Origin of the sequence: Streptomyces sp. KLMMK, from assembly GCF_036961605.1 — a bacterium.
Classification (GTDB): Bacteria; Actinomycetota; Actinomycetes; order Streptomycetales; family Streptomycetaceae; genus Streptomyces; species Streptomyces telluris.
In genome coordinates, this window is sequence record NZ_JBAMDC010000006.1 from 16,488 (window position 1) to 32,454 (window position 15,967).

Consider the following 15,967-nt stretch of genomic DNA (forward strand, 5'->3'; position numbering starts at 1 on the left):
GCGGGTGCACAACTATCCGCGCAAATCCGGACACATATCCAGACTGCGCCCGTACCTGTCTGGGCGCATCCGGACACCGCCCGCGGCCACTCCTCAGCAGGCAACCGGCGAGCCGACCACTCCGGCCAGCTCAAAAGGCCGCGCCTCCGGAGGCCCGCAAGGGTCTCTCAGCCCGAACCGGACAGGAGCTGTTGGGGCAAAAAGACGCAGGCCGAGGAAGGGTGCGAGTGCGAGAGATCGGAATCATCGGCCGGGCTCGCAGCAAGAAGGGCGTTGTGGCTGCCCGGCTCCTCAAGGCACACAGCTCCGGCGCCGCACGGCACTGGCCGACCCGCTCAAGGACATGGCCCTCGGTCACAGACCCCGTGATCGGTCCGCGAACGTACTCGTGTCGAAACACCAGACGTTCTACTCAGCGCGCCTGTGCGGGCCAGTTGGGAGCCAGGGCTGCACGGGTGTGCGCTGGATGAGCCGGTGGACGCGGACGGCCTGGTGGGGGGGACGTCGGGGGTGTGGTCGATGAGGCTGAGCCTGCGCAAGGCTCGCAGGGCGCGCACTGCCTCCCGTGGGGTGATCGGTTCGAGCTCCTCGGTGGGGTCCTGGCCGTTTCGGGTGCGGCATTCGGTGAGGTGGGCCAGGACGGGCCGGTCAGTACCTGGGCCGTCGAGTTGACGCTGGACGCCCTGTTCACCGATCTCTGAGGGGGAAACGACATCACCTGAACGAGTGATTTCGGTCCGTTGTTCGCCAGTGCGCACTCATAGGAAGAGCGATGCGCACCCTCTGGCGTTGACGCCTTTGAGCGCGTCTCGCACCCATGGGAAGAGGAACGCGAAAATGACGATCGAAACTCCCGTCGGGGACGTCAACGGCCCCGGCGAGGCCGTCAATGGCGGAGACGTCAATGCCCTGCTCGATGATGTGCGGGCCCGATGCCGCTGCTCGTGCAGTTCGGCGCCGAGTGGATGAGCCGGTCCAGCAGGGTGACTCATCTCGGGCAGCCCGGGTCACCCCGGCCGCTGACGGTCACCGGGCCTGCTTGCCGGTTGGGGACCCTCCCGGGAGCTTGCGCCCGTATGCGAGCAGCAGGAGTTCCTGGGCGGGGCGGCTTACCACCTGAGTGCCTGTGCCGTACGACCAGTCCAGGTCGGTGGCCCGCAGTTCGACGCCTTCGAGGTCTGCGCCGAAGAAGCGGAGCGTCCGCGGATTGACGGTCCCGAACATGATCCGCAGGCGCTCCTCGGGGACCTGCCGCCCGAGGCCGAGTGCGAGGGTGATGTCCAAGCCGTGGATCACGTCGTGACCCAGGGCTGCCGCTAGACCCCCCACCGGCGGTTTCCAGGGGTGATGGGCGTTGTCCCGCAGTGCGACGGCAAGCTCGCGTGGGGAAAGGGCGGCGGCGTCGCGGCGCGCAAGGCGGTCGGTCATCCTGTGCAGGTTGCCGCCCGCGCGGGCGAGTTCCAGCGCCGTCCTGCCGAACGAATACCGGAACCCCATGCTCATGTGGCCGGCGACCTCCCGCACACGCCATCCGCTGCACAGGGTCGGTGAGTCCCAGTGCTCATCGGTCAGTCCATCCAGAACATCCGCCAGTTCGCGCCGCTCGGCCGCAATCTCTGCGCGTATCTCCGCCGCCGTACTCTCCATGATCACCAGCGTGCCGAACCAGCCACCAGAAGTCCAAGAGCCGGTACTTCTCATCACTAGAATCTCTGCTTATGGAGCTCCGTCAGTTGCAGTACTTCCTCACTGTTGTCGAGGAGGCCAACTTCACCCGCGCTGCCGCCCGCCTCCACCTCGCACAGCCGGGGGTGAGTGCTCAGATCCGACAGCTGGAGCGGGAGCTCGGGCAGCCGCTGCTGGACCGCTCCGGCCGGACGGTGACCACGACCGCCGTCGGCGAAGCAGTCCTTCCCTTCGCGCGGGCGGCACTCGCGGCCATCGCGGGGCTGCGGCAGACAGCGGACGATTTCACCGGCCTGGTCCGCGGCCAGGTCACCATCGGACTGGTGTCGAGTGCGGCCACCGACGAGTTCGACGTGGCCGCGGTACTGGCCGACTTCCACGACGACCACCCGCAGGTCGAGATCTCCCTCACCGAGGACACATCGGAGCGGATGCTCACCGCCCTGCACCGTGGCGAACTCGACCTCGCCGTGATCGGCCTCGCCCACGACGATCCCCCGCAGGGCGTCAGCCTTCAGGTCATCGTCGACACCCCTCTGGTCGCCGCCATGGCTCCGGACGACCCGCTGCTCACCCCCGCCGGCTGCACTTCAATCCCGCTGGCCGCGCTCGCCGGCCGTCCCCTGATCAGCCTCCCGCGCGGCACCGGCCTGCGCGGCGTACTGGACCATGCCTGCACACAGGCGGGTTTTCAGCCCCGCATCGCCTTCGAGGCCGCCGCACCGCACCTGCTGGCACGCCTCGCCGCCCGCGGCCTCGGCGTTGCCATCCTCCCGGACATCCCGTCCGAGGCAGCAGCCAAGCTGGGCCTCTGCACCCTCCCCATCACCGCCCCCAGCCTCCGCGGCCGGGTCGCCCTCGCCTGGCCCACGGACGGCCCTACCGCCCCGGCGGCCAACGCCCTCCTCACCCGCATGCGGAAGGCCTTCCCAACGGCTCAACCCTCAGAGGCACAGGAGTCCGCGTGGTGATCACCAGCGCTGTCCAGTTGTTGAGCCAGAACTGCGACTCATGAACAAAGCCACCCAACCCCTCCGGGGCCGGGTGGTGCTCTTCCTGGTCCACGCATCGATCACACCGACCACTCACCGGCCAGTGGATCAGAACTCACGAACATGCCAGGTCCTCGCCGGTCTCGCACGGTACGTCGCCCGCGAGGGCCACCCCCGGGTCCCCAGGGCAGGCCCACGCCAAGGAGATCCAGGTCGAGGGCCAATCTCACCGGTAATGCCCAGGGACAGAGGAAAGCTCTCGCCGGACTCGGGGTGGAATGGGCCGCCTGACCCGTAACCTACCCGGCCGCGCGCCCTGCCTGGTGACTTCACAGGCACGGCACTCCGTCAGAAGGCAGGGATCAGAGCTGGGTTCAGCGGCGGTACATCGCCTTCAGGCCGATCCGGGCTGTCGGCCTGGGAACGGGCTGGCGTACCGGCGTCCCATGCCGCCGGGTATGGCCCCTCAGGCTGGGCCGACGTCCAGCTGTACGCCACCTGCGGCATGGTTGACGGAGGCGGGCAGCAGACAGTCCCTCCCCCCCCCGGCGGGCACTCGGGTCGCCAATGTCGCGATGGTGCGTTGCGTCATGCGGTTCGGCCCTGGCCGCGGCCTTCAGTCACAGTGCCGTTGAGGATGACGAGGGTGACCGTGCTGAGGCGGACGACGGTCGAACTCGTGTAGCCGATGACCGACTCCCGGCCGTCCGTGTAGCGGACCTTCTCCCGTCCGGTGGGGCTGCTCACCGCAACGCAGGACGCATTCGCCGATCCCACGAAATGCCCGGTGGCCGGGATGGCCTATCCGGGCCCGCCCGAGCAGGTGTACTGGGCTTCGGCTTCGAGACGGGTGGGCTTCGGCAGCAGACCGAGGCCCGGAGTGGAGGAGCCCTTCTCCTTCCCGGTGCAGACGAACGCCGTCTCGCCGCTGCCGCCGGCGGCAGCCACCGGGGACCACGCCAGGGAGGAGCCGGCCAGAGCCAGGAAACACAACGCCACGCTGAGGCCGCGCCTTGCGAACATCCGCATCTCCCCGGGAAGCCACAGCGTGCTCCGGCTCGTCCGGAGCAGCCTGTGGCCCGGCGCCTACCCCTGGAGAACACCAAGACCACCAGATAGCACCCTGCTCCGGCAGCGCGGCCGCCTCGCACACACGGTGGGATGCACTCCCCGGCGCGCACGGGCGTTCACGGGGGGGGGCGCCCTGCTCGCGTCGGCCCGGTCCGATGGCCTCGGCGCGCTGGGGAGGGAAGGGTGGTTCAGTCTCCGGCGATGAGACCGGTGATGAACTTGCGGCAGCGGCCTTCGGTGACTGGCGTGATGCCGTGGATGAGCTGGGAGCCGTAGACGATGGCGGTACCCGAACCGGCGGGCGTGGTCCAGGGGGTGCCACGGACCTCGTGGATCCAGTCGGTCTCCGGGTCCTGCCGGGAGATCTTGTCGTGGGGTGCGATACGGGTGAAGCGCATCCCGTCGGCGTAGCCGAGCGCCGCTCCTTCGCCGAATCGGGGGTCCCAGAGGTGGGGCTGGAGGTGGTCTCGAAGAAGAACTGGCCGCCGGCTCGCGCGTCCTGGACGGTGACACTGATACGGGCGACGTGGCGGGGGCCGGTGACCGGGTCGGGTCCGATGCCGTCGAGCTGGCGCACGGCGCCTTCGGTCGCGTCGAACTGGATGAGCTGCCACGGGGAGCAGCCCGTGGCGGAGGGGAACGTGCGGCGAATTTCGGGCAAGTGGCGCAAGGTCGCTGCCTGGAGGGCGGCTTGGACCTCGTCGGATAAGACGCCCAGTTCTTCGCCGACGTAGACGGGCTTCCAGCCGGTCCGCCGGATGAAGTCGTCCATCGCCCGGGAGAAGCGGGCAACCTCCTCGCCTGTCAGGAACTCGTCAACGGTGTCGACGGCGAGTCTCTCTGTCAACGTGATCACGACTGGTGCCTCTCGCAGCTTTACAGATCAGTAGATGTGACACGGCGCTGGACACCATCGCTGTGCCCGCCCCGACCGGTAGGCGCTGAGTGGGGCGGATTGGCGGTCCGTCGCGCCGACGCGGTGCGCGCCCACGCGATGTCGTCCACCTCCAGCCCCGGGTCACCGGCCAGCGTCGCCGGAGTCATGCCGGTGAACGCCACAACCTCCCGGTGGAGATGGGACTGATCGACGTAACCACATTCGGCCGCGACGCGGACCGCGCTGTTGCCGGCGGCCAGGCCGTGGGCGGCATGCCTGAAGCGGACCAGCGTCGCAGCGCGCTTGGGAGGCAGGCCGATCTGCGACCGGAAGCGGGACCACAGGCGCCTGCGGCTCCACCCGACCTCGACGGCCAGGTCCTCGACCTTGGCCAGGCCCCGGCTGACGACGATTCGGTCCCAGACCCGGACCACCTCCGGGTCCACCAGCGGCCCCGTCTCGCGTCGACGGGCGAGCAGGACGTCCGTCAATGCGAAACGGTCCTCCCATGAAGGGGAATCGCCCAGTTGCTCCCGGATCCGTGACGCGTCCCGGCCCCACAGGTCGTCGAGGGCGACCACGGTGCGGTCCAGCTCCGCCGGGCAGACACCCAGCACGGCGTAAGCGACCACCGGGGACAGGTGCACCTCCACACACGCAACGTTCTCGCCCCGCATGCGGACTGCACCGGGAGCGAGCCCGGCAACAAGACTTCCGCCCTGTTGCCGACCAGAGGCGTCGCCCACGACTAACGAGCCGTCACCGAACTCCAGGACCAGCGTGACGGCCGGGTGCGGGACCACTGGCACGTCAACCGTGCCCGTGCTGTAGTCACGGAATCCGGCCAGGCTGACACCGACGGTCCGGCTGGGCCATGGCGGCCTTGCGACGGCCCATCCGGCCACCGCCTCACGCTCGCGCTCGCGCACAAAGGATCGCGTGGATCGCATCGCTCCATGGTACGAGGACATCGGCCGGAACATTTGTCCAAGACACCGGTGCGCGCTGACGGTGACAGTGGGTTCATGAGCCGCAGCATCATCGAGAACGCCTTTCAGGCGCTTGCCAGTTACGACCCGGACCGGATTTCCGCGGTCCTCACCGAGGACGCCGAGTGGCTGTCGCCCCCTGGGAACGCCACTGTGGTCGCGCTTGGGGGGACCCACCACATGGTGGGCAGGAAGGCGATCGTGCGCTTCTTCGCCCAGGACTTCCCCCGCTTGTACGCGCGTGACGTCACCGTCGCCTTTCACGGCTTCCATGCCGACGGCGAGTGGGCGGTCGTGGAGACGACCATGACGGCAACGCTCGCCAACGGCAACCACTACAGCAACGACTACTGCTTCGTCTTCGGACTCCGGGGCGGGCTGGTCCACCGGGTCCGCGAGTACGTGGACACGGCCCGCGGACTCCGCATGGTCTTGGGTGAAGCTCCACAGTAGTCATCCCCCATCCGGCCGCGAACCTGTCAGACAGACCTGGTCAAGGGGTGCGTGTCCGGTCTCCTACGCGCCCCTTGACCCGATGCGCACCGCCCGCACCACCTCCGCGCGCCATCATCCTCAGTATTCACATCGCGGTGCGGTGTACAGCTGAGAACCGTCCCCGCGCCAGCCGACACCACCGCCCACCTTCGTAACCGCGTCGCGGCCGGGGAGAAGGTCTCCGGCCCAGTTGCCCGCCGGGCACTTGCCTCGGACGCCACGGCCCCGCGGTTCGAGGGCCGTTCCCTGCCCGGCCCGTTCGCGGAGAAGGCCGCCAAGAACGCGCGATCGTGACGCGACTGCATGGCCGGTCCCTCGTGCCGGCCGCCGGAAGCCGGCGTGCCCGCTGCGTGTCGGCTCCCCGTGATCTCTGCCTGGGCCCGATGAACGACGTCAGAGCCATGTCAGGGTAGCTGCCAGAGCAGGGCCGAGTCCTTGGCGTCGAGGTCGGGTGCCAAGCTGAGGCCGATCGCCACGGACTTGCCGTCCGGGCTGATGGCCACCGCGTCGATCGAGTTGGGGCACTTGTAGCGGGCGACTTCCTTGCCCTGGACCGTGTCCCACAGGCGGGCGACCGAGTCACGGCCGCCGCCGACGAGGTGGCGCCCCTCCGCATCGAACGCGAGGGACGCGAGCCAGGTCACGTCCTCGACCCTGAAGACCTCCGAGCGGGAGTCGGTGTTCCACAGCACGAGCCGGCCGCCCTGCGTGCCGTAGGCCAGGAGCGTTCCGTCCGGGCTGAACGCGACGACGGCGGCGCCGCCGCTGTCCTTGACCGTGGCGGTGGCATGGCCCCCGGGAGACATGAGCTGCAAGGGGCGCCCGCCGGCCATCATCTGCCCGTCGCCGCGCATCACCAGAGGGCCGCCGGACACGCTCGTGGAGACGCCGATGGACTCCCCGGACGGCAACTCCCAACGGTGCAGGCCCTCTGAGGTGGTCGCGGCCACGGTCCTGCCGTCCGCGCTGATCGCCAGGCCCGTGGGCCAGCCCTTCTGGGTCGGTCCCTTCTCGGTGGGCAGCGTGAACGTGTGGACGGCCTTGCCGTTGGCGGTGTCCCAGATACGAACCTTGTTCTCCTCGGCCCTGACCAGGAGCTTGAGATCCCGGCTGAACACCGTGGGCTGCATGTACCCGGGGGCGCCGATGCGGACGGGGGCGCCGTCCCCGGTGCGCGGGTCCCACTTCCAGATGCTGTTGTGGCCGGTGCCGTACAGCTGCTTGCCGTCCTCGCTGAAGGCGAGCGTCCGCGTCCCTTCGAGCCCCTTGAAACGGATGACCTCCTCGGCTTTGCCCGGCTTCGCCCCGCCCGACGGCGCGCCGGGCTTGCCGGAGGAGCCGTCCGCCTTGTCGCGGTTCCGCAGCAGGAGCGGCACCCCGACGGCTGTCGCCGCGGCTGCCGTGCCGAGCCCGGCGAACAGGAGCGTGCGCCGGGAGACCCTGCCGGAGCGGGGCCCGTCATCCGCGGCCGCCACGGTGGTGCTCACCGGGCCGAACCCTGGTGATGGAGTGCTGGGCGGGGCGGCGGCGGTCGCAACGTGGGTGAGGTGGGGGGGTGTGACAGGTGCGGGTGCTGGTGTGGCGGGTGGGGGTGTGGCAGGTGTGGGTCCGGGTGTGGCAGGTGCGGGTCCGGGCGTGGCAGGTGCGGGCGATGCCGGTATACGAGGATCCACCGGGCGGTCCCCCATAGGCCTCGGCTCCACCACCGCGCCCCCGACACCCGCCGCGAACCGCGCGGGCAGTTCGCCGACAGCAGGCCGTGCCCCGGGCTCCTTGGCCAGGCACGCGGCCAGCAGCTCCCGCAGTGTCCCGTCGGTCCCGTCGAGCGCGGGCGGCTGGTCGAGGATGCGCTGGACGACCTCGATCAGCGTGGGAGCGTCGAACGGCCCGTGCCCGGTCGCGGCGAAGGCGAGTACCGAGCCGAGCGAGAACACGTCGCTCTCCGGGCCCGCCCTGTCGGCGCGGATCTGCTCCGGGGACATGTACGAGTAGGTGCCGATGATCGTGCCCGTCGCGGTGAGCGAGCTGGCGTCGACGGCGCGGGCGATGCCGAAGTCGATGATGCGTGGGCCGTCGTCGGCGATGATCACGTTCCCGGGCTTCAAGTCCCGGTGCACGAGCCCGCAATTGTGGATCGCAGCCAGCCCCTCCGCGAGCCCCGCGCCGAGCCTCAGTACTGCGGCGGGATCCAGCGGGCCGTCCTTGGCGACCACGTCGTGCAGCGTCGGGCCGGGGATGAACGCCGTGACCAGCCAGGGGGAGTCGGCCCCGGGATCGGCGTCTACGACCTGCGCGGTGTGGAAGCCGCCCACGCGGCGCGCCGCGTCCACCTCGCGCGCGAACCGCGCCCGGAACTGCGGGGCCGCCGCGAACTCCCGCTTGATCAGCTTGACCGCGACCTTCCGCCCGCCCGGCGACGTACCGAGAAAGACCGAGCCCATGCCGCCCTCGCCGAGCCGTCCGTCCAGGCGGTAGGGGCCGACCCACTGCGGGTCGTCAGGTCTGAGTGCGTCCATGATTCCGTCCGTGCGAAGAGGGTCAGAGGGTGTCAGCGGTTTGCCCGGCATTGCTCACGGCAGCTGCCACAGCTGGATCGACGGCTTGGCCCCGCTCTCGTTGGCAGCGGGCACGAGCAGGCCCGCAAGGGTCTTGCCGTCCGGGGTGAAGACGAGCCGCTCGACGGTGGCCCGAAGGATCTGCTGCTCGCCGCCGACCAGGGTGGCGGTGAGCTCACCGCTGTCCGCGTTCCAGACGCTGACCGTGCGGCCCACGGTGTCGGCCTTCTCCGTCTCGACATAGGTGCCGCCGCCCACCACGATCGCCTTGCCTCCGGTCCCGGTGCCGGCCGGACGGTAGGCCGCGGCGCCGAGGTACTCGTGCCGGTCGGTGAGCTTCCGGGTGAGGTTCCCGGAGGCGAGGTCCCACAGCTGGATACCGGGCCCGTTCGCGATGAGGGTCTTGCCGTCGGGGCTGAACGCCACCTGGGAGTAGTTCTTCTCCCCGCCGTCGCGGAGGATCTTCAGGGAGCGGCCGCTCGTGGTGTCCCACAGCCGGACACCGCTCTTGCCGAGGTCGGCGGCGACGCTCGCGAGGGTCTTGCCGTCCGGGCTGAAGGCGACCCAGTTCATGCTGCCCGTGTGCCCCTCGAGGGTCTCCCGGACGCGCCCGGTTGCCGGGTCCATCAGCTCGACGCGGCTGCCGACGGCCACGGCGAGGGTCCTGCCGTCCGGGCTCATGGCCAGGCAGCTGACGTAGTCGAACTCGCCCTTGTACGAGGCCAGTTTCTCCTTCGCCGCCCCGCTGTTCACGTCCCAGGTCAGCAGCTCCTTGAAGGCGCCCGAGTACAGGGTGGTGCCGTCGGCGCTGAAGGCCACCGACGTAACGGCATCGGTGTGGCCTTCGTAGGTGAGCTTCTCCCGGCGCACGGTGAGGTCCCACAGCTTCAGCGTCTTGTCGTAGCCGCCCGTGGCGAGGAACTTTCCGTCCCGGCTCATCGCCAGGCTCTCGATGTCCCTTTCGTGGCCCTTGAGTTCGCCGACGGGTTTGGTGAAGTCCCGGTCGGGGTTCTTGCTCGCCTTCGGCTTGTCCTTCGGCTCGGCGGGTGGTTCGTTCTCCGGCCACAACGCGAAGGCGGCAGGCACGGCGACCGCGGCCGTCGCGGCGGCGAGTCCGCCGAACAGCATGGAGCGGCGGCGGATCCCACGGCCGCCTAAGAGATTTACGGCCGGGAGCGGTGGCGTGGCCGGGAGTGGCGGCGTGGCCGGAGGCAGGGACGGTACGGGAGGAGGGGCCGTGGGAGCCGTGACGGCCAACCGGTACAGAACCTCAGAGGTCAGCGGGCGCCCGGCGGGGTCCTTGGCGAGGCAGTGGCGGACCAGGGTGTACAGCGGGCCTCCCTCGGCGATGCCGGCGAGTACGGGTGCCTCGCTCGTGACCCGGTGGATGATCGCAGGGACGGTCGACGCGTCGAACGGGCCCCGGCCGGTGGCGGCGAAAGCGAGCACCGAGCCCAGGGAGAAGACGTCGCCGGCGGGGGTCACCTGGGCGGGGTTACGGATCTGTTCCGGCGACATGTAGGCGTAGGTGCCGATGATGGCGCCCGTATGCGTCATCGGCCCGGCGTCGAGGGCGTGCGCGATGCCGAAGTCGATGATCCGCGGGCCGTCGGCGGCGAGGATGACGTTGCCGGGCTTCAAGTCGCGGTGCACGAGGCCGCAGTTGTGGACCGCGGCCAGGCCTTCGGCGATTCCGGCGCCCAGGCGCAGCACGGCCTCGGGGGCGAGCGGGCCTTGCGCGGTGACGACCTGCTGGAGCGTGGGGCCGGGGATGTACGCGGCGGCCAGCCAAGGCGATGCGGCCTCGGGGTCGGCGTCGACGACCTGGGCGGTGTGGAATCCGCCCACCCGCCGCGCCGCCTCGACCTCTCGGGCGAATCGCGCGCGGAACTGCGCGGTGGCCGCGAGCTCCGGACGGATGACCTTCAACGCGACCTTGCGCCCCGCCGCCGAGGTCCCGAGGAAGACCTGTCCCATGCCGCCCGCGCCGAGCCGGCCTTCGAGCCTGTACGGGCCGATGCGCCGGGGATCCGAAGGGGTCAGAGGTTCCACCATGGCTACGCGGATCTTCCAGGTATGTGTGTGATCACGCACGGCATTGAACCATGGTCAGACGCAGGGGGGGCGGGACCCTGAAGTTCCCCACTGACCCATACGCGCTGGTATTGGGTCATATGAGTCCCGGAGTGTCAACGGTCATTTCGAACCGGCACAGCGGTACGCACGAGGGCTCGTCGACGCCGCGGCCGACGGCCGGGAGACCGGGAAGTGGACCAGCTCATCATCCGCTGCGGACGGCGAACGGTGCGGCTTCGACAAACCCTGGAACAGATTACGTTGGCGCAGGGGATGGGAGTCTGGCGAGCGTCTCGCGGCTCGGTTGTCGCGTGGTCAGTGGTCAGCGGTCAGCGGTCAGCGGTCAGCGGTTCCACACTGCCGAGGATTCGCCGCCACACCGGACTCGCCCCCGGCAAGCCCTACATGGCCGCCGGCCATAAGGTGATCCGGCCAACGGTCGGCTACCGGCCGGTGCAGAACAGGTGTGCTGAACCTGCACACGACCATCCAGGTGTGAATCACACGTCACATTGCCTGTTGCAAAGGCCGTCGTCGTTCTTCGGCCACTCGCAGCAGCCGCTGCCGACACGCTCGACCTGGTCGCGGTCGAAGAACTCCGTGATGATGCGGCCGTCCTCGATACGCGTGACCCCCACTTGCTTCTTGAAGTCGATCTTCAGTACTTCGAGCTCCAGCCTTCTGCAAGTCACCGCATACCTGCCAGCGGCCTCAGGGTACTTGGCGAACAGCTTGTCGACTTCTTCGAAGAAGTCAGGGTCACGCTCCGGCCCACAGGCGGGCTTGGTGTTCATGGCTACGCTCCCGAGCGTCGAGTGCTTGGAGCCCCGAAGCCATGGTCCCTCAGCCTTGCACCCGGTGCCACTGGGCCCAGGAAGGTCCCTCGTTCAACCATGGCCTTCATTGAGCATCGGCTTCTCACACCCTCAGGGGTGAGCGGGAGAGCTGCCGCGTGGTACGTCGCGATGCTCTTCAGGGCCCCATCGGCGATCGCCGCCGCGCACCCGTCGGCCAGGACGGTCTGGAGCGGGAAGCAGGAAATGACCTGGCGACGGGCCGGGAATGACGGATCCCCACGCCCAGTCCGCCTGCGCCCGAGGTCATCATCAGGGCCGCCGGCCGACCGCCCGCGAGAAGGCCGAACGGCTACTTCACCGCGCAGCGTGTCGAGTCCCTGGTGGAGTCGAGTCCCTGGTGGAGCGGGCAGTCGGCACTTTCCCACGCAGTGGACGTGTTCTTCCCGAGCTACGAGGCGGCCTATGCCTGATCGCGGGCGGTGCGGAGCCGTCCGTGGCGGTGGGCCGGGGCACGGCGAGCCGCCAAGAACCTCCGTCGGCCGGCGCAGCGTGCATTGCTGGAAAGCAAGCCCGTAGGCATCGTCGAATCTGACCCGGCCGGTGCGCAGGGTGTCGGTGAGGCCAGTGGCGGCCGGCCCTGCGGAACCTCTCGCCGGTGAACAGCGGGACCGCGGCGCGCTGGGAACCGGGCACGTCGGCGCGCGGCAGGTGTCCGCTGTCGGTGAGGGCGAGGGTGCCGTCGGTGTTCTCGTGGAACAGTCCGCGGACGGCGAGCAGCCGCAGGACGCGGCGCAGGGAGCCGGCGTGGGTGGCCGAGTGGGCGGCCGGGTCCTCGGGGGTGTGCGGGCCGTCGGCCAGGAGGCCGGCCACGTCGAGCTCGGCGATCGCCCGCAGGGCGGCGGTGTGGATGCGCCCGTACATGAAGTGTCGGCAGTCCCATCGCACCCCGAGCGCGCGAGCACAGAACGCGAGCACAGAGGGTAATGCTCACCCCTGATGTGCGTACCTCCCGATTACGCCAAACACCGTCGTCCGGCGACGACCGCGATCCGGGCGGAAAGCGGGAGGCCAACACGTACCGACCAAGCTGTTTCCATGAGCATTGCGGCCTCGACGACCTGTCGAAAATTCTCCTGCGGTCTTGAACGGGCCGTAGCCGACGCACCATCATCGACGCCGTCGCCCAAGTCACGTCGCCATGCCCGGATTCCCCGCTTCTGGATTGCGGTCCGGGTGTTTTCCCATGAGCCGGTCCGACCGCCGGTAAAGAACTGCAAAAGGAGCACGCATGAATTGCGACCTCATGGTGGGGGCCAATGCCGACGTCGTGAACTCGACGTCCCGGGAGGTCTACGAACAGCTCTACCCGCAGTACTTCACCGGCTCGCAGCCCTTCGGTGTGGAGGGCACCACGTTCACGGTCTCCTGGGACGTCAAGGAGGCGCCGGTCTTCGACCTGACCCCGCCCGCGCAGTCCGATGAGGACTTACGTGCGCACCTCACCGCGGGGGCCGCCGTAGGCGCCATGACCGAGTCCGAGCTCTCCGAGCACGTCCCCGCCCTGCGCGCCTCGATGGACGGGAGCACCTTCCAGGTGCGGCTGAACCGGGTGCACGTGAAGATCGGTTCCGGGGACGGCGACCCCGTCGAGGAGGACGTCGCCATCACGGTCGACGTCCAGGCCGCGACGTCCGACACCGGGCTGTTCAGCCTCAACCCCTTCAAGGCCACGGCCGACGCACCGAGCAAGGTCGACAAGATCTTCCTCGACAAGGTCGTGCTCCCCAACGTCCTGGACCAGTCCCGGAAGGTCCTGTCGGGCATCACACTGCCCGCGCCGCAGATCCCGGGCCTGCCGCTGTCGACGCCCGTTCCCGTCATCCAGCCGCAGCAGGCCGTGGCCGCCCTGAATCTGGCGGAGCACGGCGTCCCGAAGCCCCCGTTCCCCGACAGCTGGCCGCAGAGCCCCTTCTTCGCCCTGCTCGGGCGGGATGCGGTCGAGCGGATCGCGCAGCTGGCGACCGGGTATCTGGAGGGGAAAACCTTCCCTGCCGGCGACTCCAAGAACATCGGGGTCGGCACTGCGTACTACAAGGCGACGATCGCCATCCACAACGTCCGCTGTGAGGTGGCGTGGGACGACGTGCCGACGGTGCGCGTCCACACGGCCGTCTCCGGGAGCGGAAGCGCCGGGATCAACTGGATCCTGGGCGGGTCGACCGATGCGTTCTTCGACCTCCATCTGGAACCCGATCCGACCGTCACGCTCACCCTGACCATGTCGGGGACGACGCTGAAGGCCACTGCGGTGGACGTGAGCTCCTTCGACCTCAAGCTCGTGCCCACGCGCGGCGACATCGTCAGCCTGATCGTCTCGTGGGTCGTCGACGCCCTGTCGTCGACCTTCGGCGGCATCGTCGGGAGCGCGCTCCGCGGCGTCGAGTTCCCCGTGGGCACCTTCCCGGCCATCCCCATCGACGTCGATCCCGTCCACCTCGACGTGACGCCGACAAACCTGACGCTCGGGCGCTTCGGTGACGCACTCGCGCTCCAGGGCGCGTTGCACGTCGGCAAACGGTAGGGCCACGGTGACGGCGGTGCCCGGACGGGTGCCGCCGGGCACCGCCGCCGTCCTCATGCCGCGCGATCGCGGCCCGTTTCCGGGCGCGTTCCGGTGAGCCCCGACGAGCTCCGGCCGCACCACAGTTCGAGGCGGCCCGTAATTCGACAGCACACCCGCGTGCCACGGCACCCGTTCCTTCATGCTGCGCATTTACATAATTCGGCGTTACATGAATGCATGAACCACGCCACGGAATGACGCGTTCAGTCCTTCCTTCCCCTCCGGATTCCGTTTCCGAATTGGCCAGGAACCGATTGTTCTCCCGGTCGCTCACCCCGTTAGATCTGCTGCCGTGACCGAAACGCCATATGACCTCGCACTCGGAATCCACGCCGACGGCCTCAACTCGGGTCTCAAGTCCCTCCACAGCCAACACCGTGCGGTGTTCCACGGCACCTACGGACCCGAGACCATCGAAGACATCGTCTACACCTTCACCTGGGACTTCCTGGTGCCGCCCGAGCTCGTCCTGGAGAAACCGGACGCCGAGCTCTGGAGCAAGATGATCAAAGCGCAGGGCGTCAAGGACCTGCCCGACTCAGGAGTCCTGCAGCTCCACGTCCCGCAGCTGCAGGTGAACGGCACCATCGCCGGCGATGCCCTCCCCCCGGGGGTCGGTGAGGTCAAAGTCGCCGTCCAGGCCAAGGTCGACAACGGCGGCATCACCGTCGTCCCGCTCGGCGTGTGGCTGTCCGACATCCCGGACCGCTACACGAAGATCATGGTCGACAAGGTGATCGTGCCGAACGTCCTCGACCAGGCGAAGAACCTGGTGAACGGCCTGAAGCTGCCCGTCCAGGACCTTTTCGGCCAGCAGGTCTCCCTCACCCCCGTCCTCCTGGACGTCACCGGGACGCACCTCGTGCTCACTGCGACCGCAGGAACCGGCCACTCCCCCGCCGCCACGGTCTCCTCCGGCGCCGCCACCGCCTGGCCGTCGGACAAGCAGGTCTTCCTCCTCGTCGGCCGGGACCTCCTGGCGCGTCTGTTGCAGGGTGCCCTCGGCCAGTGGCAGGACAAGGAACTGGCCAACGACGACAAGACCGTGACCGGCGTGGCCACGGTCTGGTGGAAAGCGAAGTTCCGGAAGGCCGACAACGTGAAGGTCGACGAGAGCGACCCGACGACCGTCTCGGCCGACTTCGACATCCCCTGGTCCGTGGGCGTGGACCTGTTCCCCGTCGCCCCGGGCAAGGGCTGCGCACTGTTCAAGGCCTCCCAGGAGTCCTGAGTTCCCTCGCCTTCACCGCTCCTCACTCCAGGAGGTACACACCCATGGATGCGCTGGTCGACTTCGAGGTCGTCCTCAACCCGACCGAACCCAACGTCACTTTCAAGGCCACCGGCCTGACGGACAAGGCCCTCTCCGCGACGCTGAAGAAGATCGTCCTCAACTCGCTCACGCTGACCCCCAAGTCCACCGCCGCCATGCTGGTCGCCGCACCCGCCAACCTGCTCGCCCTCGCGGCCCCGTCCGTGCTGAAGAAGGCGCTGGAGGACAAGAAGACCGTCGACATCCCGCTCGACAAGCCGCTGGGCACCGACATCACCGTCAGCGGCCAGACCGTGTCCGTGAAGGTGACGTCGCCGGAACTGGGCTCGCACGACGGGATGCTCATGGTCAGCGGCACGTTCGTCGTCTCCTGAACCGCTCCGAACTGCTCTGAACTGCCCTGAACAGCCCTGAACAGCCCATAAAGGCCCGGAAAGGCCCTGAATCGCCCCTGAACCTCCTGCATCACCGCCCCGCTCGCCCGCGGCGCGCCGGCACTGCCGCACCGCCCCGCTACGCCCGCCCGCCCGACG

At 69.1% G+C, this 15,967-nt stretch carries 14 protein-coding genes; 5 read left to right on the plus strand and 9 right to left on the minus strand.

The genetic code is table 11. From position 1 onward, the window contains the following. Nucleotides 1-1,026: 1,026 nt before the first annotated feature. Nucleotides 1,027-1,647: a maleylpyruvate isomerase family mycothiol-dependent enzyme gene (locus tag V7793_RS02270; RefSeq protein WP_335581160.1), complete on the minus strand. Its 621-nt coding sequence runs from the start codon at nt 1,645-1,647 to the stop codon at nt 1,027-1,029. Between the two features lie 71 nt (nt 1,648-1,718). Here V7793_RS02270 and V7793_RS02275 point away from each other — a divergent pair, with 71 nt between their 5' ends. After that, entirely contained in the window at nt 1,719-2,657 is a 939-nt protein-coding gene (locus V7793_RS02275) for a LysR family transcriptional regulator (protein WP_335581161.1), read from the plus strand. 609 nt (nt 2,658-3,266) lie between these two features. Here the strand turns inward: V7793_RS02275 and V7793_RS02280 are convergent. From V7793_RS02280 to V7793_RS02295, 4 genes are all read right to left on the minus strand, one after another. Beyond that, the gene (locus tag V7793_RS02280) at nt 3,267-3,425 is read right to left on the minus strand and encodes a hypothetical protein (protein WP_335581162.1); all 159 of its coding nucleotides are present in this window, start codon (nt 3,423-3,425) and stop codon (nt 3,267-3,269) included. Nucleotides 3,426-3,479: 54 nt separating this feature from the next. Next, a complete protein-coding gene (locus V7793_RS02285; RefSeq protein WP_335581163.1) occupies nt 3,480-3,701 on the minus strand; it encodes a hypothetical protein in 222 nt (73 codons plus the stop codon). A 236-nt stretch (nt 3,702-3,937) separates the two neighbouring features. After that, complete coding sequence (locus tag V7793_RS02290) at nt 3,938-4,147, minus strand: hypothetical protein (protein WP_335581164.1); 210 nt, start codon at nt 4,145-4,147, stop codon at nt 3,938-3,940. Nucleotides 4,148-4,625: 478 nt separating this feature from the next. Beyond that, nucleotides 4,626-5,576, minus strand: a complete 951-nt coding sequence (locus tag V7793_RS02295; RefSeq protein WP_335581165.1) for a helix-turn-helix domain-containing protein — start codon at nt 5,574-5,576, stop codon at nt 4,626-4,628. A gap of 75 nt (nt 5,577-5,651) precedes the next feature. Between V7793_RS02295 and V7793_RS02300 the strand changes: the two genes are divergently transcribed. Next, on the plus strand, nt 5,652-6,068 hold the full coding sequence (locus tag V7793_RS02300; protein WP_335581166.1) for a nuclear transport factor 2 family protein: 417 nt from the start codon (nt 5,652-5,654) through the stop codon (nt 6,066-6,068). A gap of 446 nt (nt 6,069-6,514) precedes the next feature. On the opposite strand, the gene V7793_RS02305 is transcribed toward V7793_RS02300, so the two are convergent. From V7793_RS02305 to V7793_RS38085, 4 genes are all read right to left on the minus strand, one after another. Beyond that, nucleotides 6,515-8,626 carry a WD40 repeat domain-containing serine/threonine protein kinase gene (locus tag V7793_RS02305; protein WP_335581167.1) on the minus strand — a complete coding sequence of 704 codons (2,112 nt, stop codon included), beginning with the start codon at nt 8,624-8,626 and terminating at the stop codon, nt 6,515-6,517. A 54-nt stretch (nt 8,627-8,680) separates the two neighbouring features. After that, nucleotides 8,681-10,720, minus strand: a complete 2,040-nt coding sequence (locus V7793_RS02310) for a WD40 repeat domain-containing serine/threonine protein kinase (protein ID WP_335581168.1) — start codon at nt 10,718-10,720, stop codon at nt 8,681-8,683. A 521-nt stretch (nt 10,721-11,241) separates the two neighbouring features. Beyond that, the gene (locus V7793_RS02315) at nt 11,242-11,535 is read right to left on the minus strand and encodes a hypothetical protein (RefSeq protein ID WP_335581169.1); all 294 of its coding nucleotides are present in this window, start codon (nt 11,533-11,535) and stop codon (nt 11,242-11,244) included. 357 nt (nt 11,536-11,892) lie between these two features. Further along, a complete protein-coding gene (locus V7793_RS38085) occupies nt 11,893-12,459 on the minus strand; it encodes a methyltransferase family protein (RefSeq protein ID WP_443057828.1) in 567 nt (188 codons plus the stop codon). A gap of 367 nt (nt 12,460-12,826) precedes the next feature. On the opposite strand from V7793_RS38085, the gene V7793_RS02320 reads away from it, so the two are divergent. The 3 genes from V7793_RS02320 to V7793_RS02330 all read left to right on the plus strand — a co-directional run bounded on the left by V7793_RS02320 (nt 12,827) and on the right by V7793_RS02330 (nt 15,808). After that, on the plus strand, nt 12,827-14,119 hold the full coding sequence (locus V7793_RS02320) for a hypothetical protein (RefSeq protein ID WP_335581170.1): 1,293 nt from the start codon (nt 12,827-12,829) through the stop codon (nt 14,117-14,119). A gap of 334 nt (nt 14,120-14,453) precedes the next feature. Beyond that, a complete protein-coding gene (locus V7793_RS02325) occupies nt 14,454-15,392 on the plus strand; it encodes a hypothetical protein (protein WP_335581171.1) in 939 nt (312 codons plus the stop codon). 44 nt (nt 15,393-15,436) lie between these two features. After that, nucleotides 15,437-15,808: a hypothetical protein gene (locus V7793_RS02330; RefSeq protein ID WP_335581172.1), complete on the plus strand. Its 372-nt coding sequence runs from the start codon at nt 15,437-15,439 to the stop codon at nt 15,806-15,808. The last annotated feature ends 159 nt before the right edge of the window (nt 15,809-15,967 follow it).

Coding starts and splice junctions, on each gene's coding strand:
- V7793_RS02275 (WP_335581161.1), top strand. CDS start 1,719: ATGGAGCTCCGTCAGTTGCAGTACTTCCTCACTGTTGTCGAGGAGGCC.
- V7793_RS02270 (WP_335581160.1), bottom strand. CDS start 1,647: ATGGAGAGTACGGCGGCGGAGATACGCGCAGAGATTGCGGCCGAGCGG.
- V7793_RS02295 (WP_335581165.1), bottom strand. CDS start 5,576: ATGCGATCCACGCGATCCTTTGTGCGCGAGCGCGAGCGTGAGGCGGTG.
- V7793_RS02305 (WP_335581167.1), bottom strand. CDS start 8,626: ATGGACGCACTCAGACCTGACGACCCGCAGTGGGTCGGCCCCTACCGC.
- V7793_RS02285 (WP_335581163.1), bottom strand. CDS start 3,701: ATGTTCGCAAGGCGCGGCCTCAGCGTGGCGTTGTGTTTCCTGGCTCTG.
- V7793_RS02330 (WP_335581172.1), top strand. CDS start 15,437: ATGGATGCGCTGGTCGACTTCGAGGTCGTCCTCAACCCGACCGAACCC.
- V7793_RS02300 (WP_335581166.1), top strand. CDS start 5,652: ATGAGCCGCAGCATCATCGAGAACGCCTTTCAGGCGCTTGCCAGTTAC.
- V7793_RS02310 (WP_335581168.1), bottom strand. CDS start 10,720: ATGGTGGAACCTCTGACCCCTTCGGATCCCCGGCGCATCGGCCCGTAC.
- V7793_RS02320 (WP_335581170.1), top strand. CDS start 12,827: ATGAATTGCGACCTCATGGTGGGGGCCAATGCCGACGTCGTGAACTCG.
- V7793_RS02315 (WP_335581169.1), bottom strand. CDS start 11,535: ATGAACACCAAGCCCGCCTGTGGGCCGGAGCGTGACCCTGACTTCTTC.
- V7793_RS38085 (WP_443057828.1), bottom strand. CDS start 12,459: ATGTACGGGCGCATCCACACCGCCGCCCTGCGGGCGATCGCCGAGCTC.
- V7793_RS02290 (WP_335581164.1), bottom strand. CDS start 4,147: ATGCGCTTCACCCGTATCGCACCCCACGACAAGATCTCCCGGCAGGAC.